Origin of the sequence: Pedobacter sp. BAL39 (assembly GCF_000170795.1) — a bacterium.
Taxonomy (GTDB): domain Bacteria; phylum Bacteroidota; class Bacteroidia; order Sphingobacteriales; family Sphingobacteriaceae; genus Pedobacter.
Map to the genome: position 1 here is coordinate 21,272 of NZ_ABCM01000030.1, position 10,800 is coordinate 32,071.

The following is a 10,800-nucleotide window of genomic DNA, read 5'->3' on the forward strand; positions in this document are numbered from 1 at the left end:
TTATATTCTTATTGCGCATCGCCCTCGGCGGATGTAATTAAACTAAATTTGTTAACTTTTTGCTTCTGAAGAATGTCGATCACTTTTTTCACCGCAGGATATTCCTCTTTAGAATCACCTTTGATGCTGAAACGTGTTTGAGTAGCATGCAACTCTGCAGTAGAGTTACGTGTCTGCATGATCCATTCCGCAAGCTGGTTGTTGGTAGAATCGGCAGGGATACCAGTCTGCAGGCCAGACTTTGTACGTTGATCACCGTCCATCATGATGAACTGCTTCAGATTTTGGATCGGTACACCAAAAGCACCTAACACTCCAAAACGCTCGCGTTCTTCCGGGGTAAATTTCACACTGTACTTTTCGCCCATTTTATCGAGCGTAGCCATTTTAATGTCTTTCCCTACGATTTCATAAAACACCTGTCCTTTACCGATTGATAAAATCGCGATGTCCGTATCCGGAACCTTGATCTTATAAGTCGACGAAGGCGTGCTTATATCCAAAGGATCGGGCTGACGAGCCGTTGCCGTTAAAATAAAGAAAGTCAGCAGAAGGAAAGACACGTCGCACATGGCGGTCATATCTATCGATGTGCTCTTTCTTGAAACCTTTGCTTTTGCCATAACTTAAAATATTATTGATGTATTTTTCTATATGATGTTAATTCTTCCGGTTTTCCATAAAGCCGGTAAAAAAAATACAATATTTCTTATTTATGCGTGCTAGCGTAAGTTTGGATGATGCTGAAACCAGCTTCGTCAATAGCGTAAGTTAATTTATCAATTTTTGAAGTCAGGATGTTGTACATGATGATCGCAAAAGTTGAAGTACCAATACCAGTAGCTGTGTTAATCAAAGCCTCAGAGATACCAGTTGCCAAAGCAGCCTGATCCGGAGCACCAGAGTTAGCCAAACCACCGAAGGCCTTGATCATACCTGTTACCGTACCCAATAGACCTGTCAATGTACCTACAGATACCAATGTAGCAATTACAGTTAAGTTCTGCTCAAGCATTGGCATTTCTAATGTTGTAGCCTCTTCGATATCTTTCTGGATAGCTAAACATTTCTGATCTGTATCCATGTTTGGCTCAATTTCCATCTCGCGATATTTTTTCAAACCTGATTTAATTACGTTTGCAACAGAACCTTCTTGTTTATCACACTCTGCCAAAGCACCTTCAATGTTGTTAGAGTTTAATAAGGCCTGAATTTTTTTAACGAAAGCATCTAAACTTCCTTTACCAGTTGCTTTACCAATAACGATCATACGCTCAATAGAGAATACAATTACCATCAGGAACATACCCATCAGAACTGGTACAATTGGCCCGCCTTTGTAAGCCATACCTGCATAGTTTCCAACTTTCGGTAAATTCTCAACGTTATCATCAATAAAGTTTTTTGCATCACCAAGAATGAATTTGTAAATACATATTCCGATGATGATACAAATAGGAATAGTTAATGTAGCGAATAGATTTGAAGCAGATGAGCTCTCTTTTTTTACTGTTGTTGGTTTTGGTGCGTTTGCCATTTTTTTTTAGTTTTTTAGTTTTTAGTACTTTGTTTTTTTTAAAAATTTAGATTAGTAGTAATACACACAACGATTATTACACACAATTGTTGCAAGAACAAATTTATAACTTTGATTTTAATTCCAAATTAAATAATCGTTATCCTTCCTTTGAATCCCTTACCCTGTCTTCACATCGGTGCATATTAAAAAAGATTGTCTCGGTTTGAGACAATCTTTCACAATTAAAATCAAAAAAAAATTGATATGCAAATTTTTGGGCAAAAAAAAAGCTTTAGGATGCGTTTTCAGCCACTTTAGGAAAAGCCGATCTGATCTCCTCACTGGAGCAGGATTCGAATTGTTTAAAGTTATCCAGAAAGGCAGCGGCAAGCTCATTTGCCTTGTCGTCATAAGATTTTTTATCGGCCCAGGTGTTTCTCGGATCAAGAATTTCGGCAGGTACACCTGCACAAACATTAGGCATCTGCAAACCAAAAATGGAATCTGCACGAAAATCGGCTTTTTCCAGGCTTCCATTCAACGCAGCAGCAATCATAGCACGGGTATAAGAAAGCTTCATCCTTTGCCCCACGCCGAAGCTTCCACCACTCCAGCCAGTATTGACGAGCCATACATTGACCTGGTGCTGATCCATTTTTTCCCCGAGCAGCTCCGCATACTTCGCAGGATGCAGGGGTAGGAAAGCTTTACCAAAACAAGCCGAGAAGGTCAGCTGTGGTTCCGTAACCCCGGCCTCAGTTCCTGCCACCTTTGCCGTATATCCCGAGATGAAATGAAACATGGCCTGCCCGCGGTTAAGCCTGGAAATGGGTGGCAAAACGCCAAAAGCATCGGCCGTAAGAAAAAATATGTTCTTTGGCACATTTGCTACGGAGGGCACTATTGCATTATCTATATAGTGTATCGGATAGGCAACCCTGGTGTTTTCAGTTTTCTCAATATTAGAGAAATCCACTTCGCGTGAACCAGAAAAGTAATTTGTATTCTCCAGTAATGCACCAAACCTGATGGCTTTAAAAATCTGAGGCTCTTTTTCTTCTGTCAGATCGATACATTTCGCATAACAGCCACCCTCGAAGTTAAAAATAGAGTCCCTGCCCCAGCCGTGCTCATCATCTCCTATAAGCCCGCGCTCAGGATCGGCCGACAGCGTGGTTTTTCCTGTCCCTGAGAGTCCAAAGAAAATTGCCGTATCTCCATCCCTGCCAACGTTAGCGGAACAGTGCATGGACAATGTATGGCGTGATGCCGGGAGCACGAAGTTCAACACGGAGAAAATTCCCTTTTTGATCTCGCCGGTATAACCGGATCCACCAATGAGGATCATTTTCCTGGAAAAGTTAATGACAGAGAAATTGCCTTGCCTGGTCCCGTCAGTCAATGGATCTGCAAGAAAAGAAGGACAGGCAATGATCGTCCACTCCGGGGTTTCAACTACCTCCTCCTCAAAACGAAGGAACAGGTGATCAGCAAAAAGATTCTGATAGGCAGTTTCGGTAATGACACGGATTGTCGTCTGGTAATCGGGGTCTGCACATGCATAGACATCGCGCACATAAAAGTGTTGTTGACCAAGCCGAAGGGTAGTGCCCTCAAGGAGCCGATCAAAATGAGAGGCGCTGATCCTGATGTTGATGTCACCCCACCAGACCTGCGCTTTGGTCACCTCATCGTCAACAATAAACCGGTCTTTTGGAGACCGACCGGTAAACTTACCGGTATCAATCGCCAGTGCGCCATGATCGGTTAAAGTCCCTTCCCCGTTTTTCAGTGCCTCTTCTACCAATTCCGGCACACTAAGCTGATATTTAGCCAGTCCCGAATCCAGATTCAGCAGGCTCAAATCATGCTTAAGCGTTAAAGCTTTGCTCATAAATAAATAAGTTAGTGAGACAAAGTTATAGAGATATCCACCTAAAAAACAGGCTTTTTCCGGAAAAAATTTACTTATTGTCGGCCATACACTAACAACAAACAGCTGAACATCAAGTGCTTAAAAATCAGTAAAACGGTTTACTAACCCCCTGATTTTTTTACTTTATAACCTTCCTTCTGAAGGATCAGTATCACCTTATCCCTGAAATCGCCCTGAATCAAAATCTCAGCATCCTTGGCTGCCCCTCCTACACCACATTTAGACTTCAACATTTTTGCCAGCACCTCAAGGTCTTCATCGCTTCCACGGTATCCGGTTATTAAGGTCACCGCTTTTCCACCACGGTTTTTGCGGTCAAGCGTTACGCGCAGGTCCTGTTGCTGATTGGGCAATGTGGCTTCCGCATGGTCGTTTTCATCTTCATAACTGAACGTTGGATCTGTGGAATACATGATCCCTCCAAAATCATTCAATATTTTCTTTTTAGCTTTCATATGCAGGAGTAATGATGTTTAATGACAATGGAACTATCGAAACCTCTATTTCCTTACCCATAAAGTACGGCTCTCCATCAATGTGTATGGCATCATCTGCCACCCTGCTGATGCGGATGTCCTTTCCCCTGATGATTTCCACCAGACTGGACTGATCCGTCGAACCTCGCAACATGTGATAAGCGAGCAAGGTAATTTTATATAATGGGAATGACTTGATGATACATACATCCAGCAAACCGTCTGTAATAGAGGCCTTGGGGGCAATATGTGCATTGTTCCCATATTGAGAAGAATTGGCAATGCTCACCACAAAGGCCGTTCTCAGATACTCCTTTCCATCAATCTCAATCCGGTACTCCTGAGCTTTATAATTCAGCATTTCCTTCATGCCTAGTTTCACATAACCGGAAAGACCGCGCGACTTATTACCTGCAAATACAGCACTGATGTGTGCATCAAAGCCCATTCCAGCCATATTAAAAAAAGACTTCTGATTAAATGTGGCAGTATCGATCACACTCACATTGAGGTCGTTGATCACACGGATCGCTTTTGCCGTATTCATCGGGATTTTCAGGAACCTGGACAAACCATTTCCCGAACCAAAAGGGAGCACGCCCAGTATTTTGTGCTGCTGCATCACTTTTGAAGCAATCTCATTGATGGTCCCATCCCCGCCAACAGCAACGATAATGTCGAAGTTCTTGCTGGCCGCTTCTTCGGCTATTTCCGAAGCGTGCCCCACATATTCCGTGAAACTATAGTTGGCATTGAACTTGGAACGATCCAAATGTGCATCGATCAGTGCCGGGATCTTTAGCTTATCCTTACCCCCTGAAATGGGATTGATGATAAATAGAATGTTTGATTTTGACAAAATGCTGGATTAATTACAGTACAAAATAATTGATATTTTTTGACTATATGAATATATATAGTAATTTTGCAGCATTAAAGTGGACTGATTTGCGATGCTATGTCAAAAATAGCGGGATTGCAACCACGTAAAAAAAAGTGCTAATGTTTCTACACTTCATTTTACTGCCTGTTTTCTCAGGATCACCTCCCATTTTACGTAATTGTTTATTCAAAAATTAATTATTTAAGATGTCATATTTATTTACATCAGAATCTGTTTCCGAAGGTCATCCAGATAAAATTGCAGATCAGATTTCAGACGCATTAATTGATAATTTCCTGGCCTTTGATGCAGAGTCAAAAGTAGCCTGTGAAACATTGGTCACTACCGGCCAGGTGATTCTTGCCGGAGAGGTAAAATCAAAAACTTATCTTGATGTACAGCAGATTGCACGTGATGTGATCAAAAAAATTGGCTACACTAAAAGTGAATACATGTTTGAAGCCAATTCATGTGGTATCCTTTCTGCCATTCATGAGCAGTCACAAGACATCAATCAGGGCGTGGACAGAAGCAATAAGGAAGAACAAGGTGCTGGCGACCAGGGAATGATGTTCGGTTATGCAACCAATGAAACTCAAGACTACATGCCCCTGGCTTTGGATCTTTCTCATAAACTGCTTCAGGAACTCGCCGAACTGAGACGTGAAAACAAAGAAATCACTTACCTCCGCCCGGATGCAAAATCACAGGTTACCCTGGAATATGACGACAACAATAAGCCGGTACGCATTGATGCCATCGTCATCTCTACACAACACGATGATTTTGACGAAGAATCAGCAATGCTGGCAAAAATCAAAAATGACCTGATTGACATCCTTGTTCCAAGGATCATTGCAAAATACCCGCAGTACGCACACCTGTTCAATGATGCCATTGAATACCACATCAATCCTACAGGAAAATTCGTGATCGGTGGACCTCATGGGGACACTGGTCTCACAGGACGTAAGATCATCGTTGACACTTACGGTGGCAAAGGCGCGCACGGTGGTGGTGCCTTCTCGGGTAAAGATCCAAGTAAAGTAGACAGAAGTGCTGCTTACGCAACACGTCACATTGCGAAAAACCTTGTTGCTGCAGGTGTTGCTGAAGAAATCCTGGTACAGGTAAGTTATGCCATCGGCGTGGCAAAACCCATGGGAATCTATATCAATACTTATGGAACTGCAAAGGTAGATCAAACAGATGGCGAGATTGCTAAGATTGTGGAAGGATTGTTTGACATGCGTCCTTACTTCATTGAACAACGCCTTAAACTGAGAAACCCGATCTATAGCGAAACTGCAGCTTACGGACACATGGGCCGCCAGCCACAAATTGTTGAGAAAACATTCAGGACACCAAATGGTGAAGAGAAAACGGTAACAGTAGAATTATTTACATGGGAAAAACTGGACTTCGTTGATAAAGTAAAATCTGCTTTTTCATTGTAGGTACCCATTTCTATATTTAACAAAAAAAGGCATCCGGAATGGATGCCTTTTTTTGTTTTACAACAACTTCTGCCCATTCATATACGACGCTTCCGCCGGCAACAGCACCTCATCGTCAATCATGTAGGATTTAACATCTCCGATCCGCATCTCATCCAGCATATCTACAAAATTTTTATAGTTAGAGGCCGCCGTAGGCTTGATCACCACCACCATAAACTTATCCTGTGCATCTCCATGAACTTTCGCAATTGCCCGCTTATTCTGCATTAAAACCTTACTAAAGGACCTATAATCTGTAACCTCGGGATTTACCTTTCCCGGCTCTCCCTGATACCATGCAATGTGGTCGTCCCTGCCAAGGATCACAGTAAGTGTGCGGGACGCTGGAACAGGCTCCCTGGGTATATCTGCAACTGGCTTTGCGATCTCCATTGCCTGGTACTTAGACAGCGAAGTGGTGAGCATAAAAAAGGTAATGAGGAGAAAGGCAAGATCTACCATAGCGGTTAAATCTACTGATGGAGCTGCTTTTCTGGTTCTGGATCTTCCCTTCATGGCCTGGCCATTTTGAGGAACGTTTAAGGTTGCCATAATTTTGCTTTTGCTATCATGATGCTCAGGGCTCAGCAATTACATACGCCGCTGCGAAATTAATTGAACACTTCCATGAAACCATTTACATCAGCCATGTGTTATAAGTTCAACAAATACAAGAATTATGGAACAGCCAGCAGAAATGAACACACTTAGTCAGATCTTAGAGAAATTAAGGCTGAAAGGTCTTGACAACGAAATCAAGATGACTGACCATGGTAAGATGCAGGGCGTCGGTGTAAATAAGATTTATAACCCTCAAGACCTTAGCATCATTAAAACATACCGTTTTGAAGGCGATTCAGACCCCGCAGACAATTCAGTACTATATTTACTAGAAGATAAAGAGGGACAGATTGGCTATATCCTGGACGCCTATGGCATGTACAGCTCACAGGAAGGAACCGGATTTGATGATTTCCTTAAAAAGATCCCCACCGCAGACCGCGACCTGCAGGAATTGCTCACCTAAATAAAGAAGGCTTCAGCGATAAACTGGGGCCTTCTCTATTTATATACTCATTTGTTCACACTGTAGCTTTCTCCCGAAGCTTGTGAAAAGTGACATAAGAAATGATTAGTAATACAAAAGTGATCATCGGAAAAAACGACATTGGCACAAAACCATCTACTGCCACTAATGCAATCGTTGCAGAGATGAAATCAATTCCGAAAGCCACATAAGCCCATTCCTTGACCCTTGCGGGAATAAATGGCAGTACCAGGATCAGTCCCCCGATAAATTTCCCGATACTGAGCTCCCAATGGAACCACATCGGCAGGCCCAGGTGTTTTGTACCTTCAAGTGCCATCTCCGAGCCAGCAAAAAAGATACCTGGCAAAATAAATAATGCCAGTAAGGCGGTGCTAATCCAAAACATTAGCTTTAGTTTTTTCTCCCTTTTCATTTCTTTATATTTTTCATTAAAATAACTATACAAATTTATAGTTGCAACAGCTGTGCATCACTAGGTAATGAAGACAAAAGCAAGGGGCATTTGCGTCTCAAATAAATTATATTTGTGCATGAACTTTGAAGAACATTTTCCACTGCTGAACAACCGTACTTACCTCAATACTGCAAGCTCCGGAATCCTATCCGCATCACTAATGGAATGGCGCAGGGCGCACGATCAGGACTTCTTCGACAATGGAAGCACCTTTCGCATACCTCAGGCAGAACGAATAGAAAAAATAAGGGCATCCATTGCCCGTTTCTTCCATAGCAAGCCTGAAAACACCTTTCTGGTTCCAAACTTCTCCTACGGCTTTAACATCTTTCTTGAGGGACTTTCAAGCGAACACCGCTTTCTCTTGCTGGAAGAAGACTATCCTTCTGTAAATTATGCAGTTCAGAGTCGCGGGTTCCATTCTGAATACATTGCAGCAGATGAATCTGAGACTTACATTCTTGATAAAATCGGAGAGCTAAAGCCAACGGTCTTCGCATTTAGTATCGTACAGTATATCAGCGGTAATAAAATCAACCTAACCTTGATCACTGAGATCAAACGCCTGTATCCTGAGATCCTCATCGTGGCCGACGGCACACAGTTCTGCGGCACCACAGACTTCAACTTCGCACAATCAGGTATTGATGTATTGATCTCCAGCGGATATAAATGGATGCTTGCCGGTTACGGAAATGGCTTTTTCCTGATGAAGGATCAAGTCAAAAACTACCTGTACCGGGATACTTACGGCAGGCCTCTCCCTACAGAACCCTTTCTGAAAGACAAACAACTTTTGTCACTGTACTTTGAGCCTGGACATCAGGACACGCTGGCTTTCGGTAGTCTTGAACAGTCGATCCTCTTCATGGAGAAGATCGGCATGACCGCAATAGAACATCAGATCCGTAAGCTATCCGACCTCGCCAAAGCAGCCTTTATCCAACGCGGCCTGCTGGACGAAAATACAGCCAAACGGGCAGAACATTCCTCCATCTTTAACATCAACATCAGCGAGCATACTTACCAGCAGTTGCTGGATGCAGATATTGTTTGTTTAGCAAGAGGCAGAGGCATTCGTATCGCCTTTCATTTTTACAATACGGAGGCCGACCTAAACCGCCTGCTGGAGGTGATCGACCAGCACAACAATTAAGGGCATTTTTCCCTAAATGTACAAAGCCCCAAAAGCGTAACTTTTGGGGCTTTGTAAAACCTATATCAAACGAGATTATCTCCAGATCGATTTTACACGGAAGATTTCCAGGTTTTTAACTTCAATATTATTGCCCCAGAAATGAAATCCTTCCTTATTGTTAGGATCAGGCTTACGCTCCATAGAATAGGAATAAACACCTCCATCAATGAAAACCTCGATAGAAGTACGGTCAACATAGATGTCTGCGCTGAGCTCCATGCTGGTCATGTCCTCCGGTGAGTAAAATACCCCATTGATGGTATTGTTGTTCATGTCATATCCAATCATGCGCTGGGCGAACAAATTAAAGCCTGCATCTGTGGCGTGCGACAACTTAATTGTGGTTTTAATACGGATAAGATCTGCATCATAAAAAGCCTTCAGTTTTTGGTTGGCATCCGCTGAGCTCAGGTTTGTCCATTTCTCAGCAGGCTCAAACAGCTGCTGGCTTTCTTTTACAGGCACACTGAATAGTCTCGGCCCATTTTTAGTCGTGCGAAGGCTGAGTTCCGTAGGCAACAACATCATGTTATTGAAAGGCATTCCCGGTTGCTGTATCCGCCCCCAACCAATCTGTATACGTCTGCCGTCGGCTTCAGGGATATTGGTATAGGTCTGTGCGGCATAAATAGACCCTGTAGTGAACTGATGTTTGCCACTCTCTGGCTTAAAGATCTTTCCATCAAAGGATCCAATCATATAAGAACTTGATGCACCGTACATCACCCACTTGGTATTGCTCTTGTCGCCATCCACCGGCAGCTCGAATAGCTCAGGGCATTCCCAGAACCCTGTGGTATGACTTTCGTATTTCCATTCCTTCAGATTTGCTGAGGTATAGATGGAATGACCATCACGCTCATTGAGTACCATCACCCAATGTTTGCCGGGTTTGTACCAGAAGACCTTGGGATCGCGGGTATCTCTGCTGTTCCATTTCTCCTTAGAATCAATGACCGGATTTTTACTGTACTTGGTCCAGCTACGCCCCTTGTCCAGGCTGTAAGCGATTCCCTGGATTTCCCGGTCAGGATTGTCTATAGTGTATGCAGCTACCATCGCAGGTTTTCCTGGTTTACCAAATCCGGACGTGTTGTCATAGTCGATCACGGCAGAACCGGAAAACATTGTTCCTAATTTGTCCGGGTGTAATGCTACCGGAAGTTCCTCCCAATGAATGAGGTCCTTACTTACCGCGTGTCCCCATGACATATTTTCCCACTCTCTTTCGTATGGATTATGCTGATAGAAAAGGTGGTATTCGCCCTCGTAGAAAATCAGCCCGTTGGGGTCGTTGATCCATCCACGTCGGGTGGAAAAATGGAATTGTGGACGGTTGTATTCCCGGTATAGCGAATCCTGCCCCGCGATCTTGTCATCCTGATAGATCTTGCTAAGCCCCGCGGCATCTCCGTCGTAGCTCAGCTTAATGGTCTTACCAAGATATGCCGTCATATCGGAAAACACCCAGTATTCAGGTTTACCGGAAGCCAGCCGGATTTTAAAAACCCGCTCTTCCTTTCCACCGATAGAGAAGGTCATCACTTTACGGTCTTCTTTTTGCGAAATCGGAAAGTTGAGGTAGCGTTTGCTGATTTTAATGTTGATGTCGGCTGCCGAAAGACTCAGACTGCAGCAAAACAACACCACAGCGGTCAGGTTTATTTTCATCATTGATTTCATCTTATATGGGATTTTATTTATGTGGTTCAAGGATAGACGCATTACCGGAAGCTATCCTGGTTCTCGCATGAGTAAAGTACACATTAATGGTTTGTGCCGCA

At 43.2% G+C, this 10,800-nt stretch carries 11 protein-coding genes; 3 read left to right on the plus strand and 8 right to left on the minus strand.

The genetic code is table 11. The features are described from left to right. Positions 1–8 precede the first annotated feature (8 nt). The 5 genes from PBAL39_RS23365 to PBAL39_RS23385 all read right to left on the minus strand — a co-directional run bounded on the left by PBAL39_RS23365 (position 9) and on the right by PBAL39_RS23385 (position 4,790). A complete protein-coding gene (locus PBAL39_RS23365) occupies positions 9–623 on the minus strand; it encodes a biopolymer transporter ExbD (RefSeq protein WP_008246393.1) in 615 nt (204 codons plus the stop codon). 86 nt (positions 624–709) lie between these two features. Further along, a complete protein-coding gene (locus PBAL39_RS23370; RefSeq protein ID WP_008246395.1) occupies positions 710–1,537 on the minus strand; it encodes a MotA/TolQ/ExbB proton channel family protein in 828 nt (275 codons plus the stop codon). Between the two features lie 274 nt (positions 1,538–1,811). Beyond that, a complete protein-coding gene (gene pckA / locus PBAL39_RS23375; protein WP_008246398.1) occupies positions 1,812–3,413 on the minus strand; it encodes a phosphoenolpyruvate carboxykinase (ATP) in 1,602 nt (533 codons plus the stop codon). Between the two features lie 143 nt (positions 3,414–3,556). Next, positions 3,557–3,910, minus strand: a complete 354-nt coding sequence (locus PBAL39_RS23380) for a translation initiation factor (protein ID WP_008246400.1) — start codon at positions 3,908–3,910, stop codon at positions 3,557–3,559. After that, complete coding sequence (locus tag PBAL39_RS23385) at positions 3,900–4,790, minus strand: diacylglycerol kinase family protein (protein WP_008246402.1); 891 nt, start codon at positions 4,788–4,790, stop codon at positions 3,900–3,902. Before PBAL39_RS23385 ends, PBAL39_RS23380 begins: the two co-directional genes overlap by 11 nt. A 230-nt stretch (positions 4,791–5,020) precedes the next feature. Between PBAL39_RS23385 and metK the strand changes: the two genes are divergently transcribed. Next, positions 5,021–6,271: a methionine adenosyltransferase gene (gene metK, locus PBAL39_RS23390; RefSeq protein ID WP_008246404.1), complete on the plus strand. Its 1,251-nt coding sequence runs from the start codon at positions 5,021–5,023 to the stop codon at positions 6,269–6,271. 57 nt (positions 6,272–6,328) lie between these two features. On the opposite strand, the gene PBAL39_RS23395 is transcribed toward metK, so the two are convergent. Beyond that, entirely contained in the window at positions 6,329–6,865 is a 537-nt protein-coding gene (locus PBAL39_RS23395; RefSeq protein ID WP_039867579.1) for a biopolymer transporter ExbD, read from the minus strand. Positions 6,866–6,992: 127 nt separating this feature from the next. Here PBAL39_RS23395 and PBAL39_RS23400 point away from each other — a divergent pair, with 127 nt between their 5' ends. Further along, positions 6,993–7,340 carry a hypothetical protein gene (locus tag PBAL39_RS23400; RefSeq protein WP_008246408.1) on the plus strand — a complete coding sequence of 116 codons (348 nt, stop codon included), beginning with the start codon at positions 6,993–6,995 and terminating at the stop codon, positions 7,338–7,340. Between the two features lie 55 nt (positions 7,341–7,395). Here the strand turns inward: PBAL39_RS23400 and PBAL39_RS23405 are convergent, their stop codons facing one another. Then, positions 7,396–7,749 carry a DoxX family protein gene (locus tag PBAL39_RS23405; protein WP_198139873.1) on the minus strand — a complete coding sequence of 118 codons (354 nt, stop codon included), beginning with the start codon at positions 7,747–7,749 and terminating at the stop codon, positions 7,396–7,398. Positions 7,750–7,894: 145 nt separating this feature from the next. On the opposite strand from PBAL39_RS23405, the gene PBAL39_RS23410 reads away from it, so the two are divergent. Then, on the plus strand, positions 7,895–8,974 hold the full coding sequence (locus PBAL39_RS23410; protein WP_008246412.1) for an aminotransferase class V-fold PLP-dependent enzyme: 1,080 nt from the start codon (positions 7,895–7,897) through the stop codon (positions 8,972–8,974). 75 nt (positions 8,975–9,049) lie between these two features. Here the strand turns inward: PBAL39_RS23410 and PBAL39_RS23415 are convergent, their stop codons facing one another. Further along, positions 9,050–10,690, minus strand: coding sequence for a glycoside hydrolase family 32 protein (locus PBAL39_RS23415; RefSeq protein WP_232283006.1), 1,641 nt, complete (start codon positions 10,688–10,690; stop codon positions 9,050–9,052). Positions 10,691–10,800 lie beyond the last annotated feature (110 nt).

Bases quoted from the DNA above. Each gene is read 5' to 3' on its own strand.
- PBAL39_RS23365 (WP_008246393.1), bottom strand. From the start codon at position 623: ATGGCAAAAGCAAAGGTTTCAAGAAAGAGCACATCGATAGATATGACC.
- PBAL39_RS23370 (WP_008246395.1), bottom strand. From the start codon at position 1,537: ATGGCAAACGCACCAAAACCAACAACAGTAAAAAAAGAGAGCTCATCT.
- pckA (WP_008246398.1), bottom strand. From the start codon at position 3,413: ATGAGCAAAGCTTTAACGCTTAAGCATGATTTGAGCCTGCTGAATCTG.
- PBAL39_RS23380 (WP_008246400.1), bottom strand. From the start codon at position 3,910: ATGAAAGCTAAAAAGAAAATATTGAATGATTTTGGAGGGATCATGTAT.
- metK (WP_008246404.1), top strand. From the start codon at position 5,021: ATGTCATATTTATTTACATCAGAATCTGTTTCCGAAGGTCATCCAGAT.
- PBAL39_RS23395 (WP_039867579.1), bottom strand. From the start codon at position 6,865: ATGGCAACCTTAAACGTTCCTCAAAATGGCCAGGCCATGAAGGGAAGA.
- PBAL39_RS23400 (WP_008246408.1), top strand. From the start codon at position 6,993: ATGGAACAGCCAGCAGAAATGAACACACTTAGTCAGATCTTAGAGAAA.
- PBAL39_RS23405 (WP_198139873.1), bottom strand. From the start codon at position 7,749: ATGTTTTGGATTAGCACCGCCTTACTGGCATTATTTATTTTGCCAGGT.
- PBAL39_RS23410 (WP_008246412.1), top strand. From the start codon at position 7,895: ATGAACTTTGAAGAACATTTTCCACTGCTGAACAACCGTACTTACCTC.
- PBAL39_RS23415 (WP_232283006.1), bottom strand. From the start codon at position 10,690: ATGATGAAAATAAACCTGACCGCTGTGGTGTTGTTTTGCTGCAGTCTG.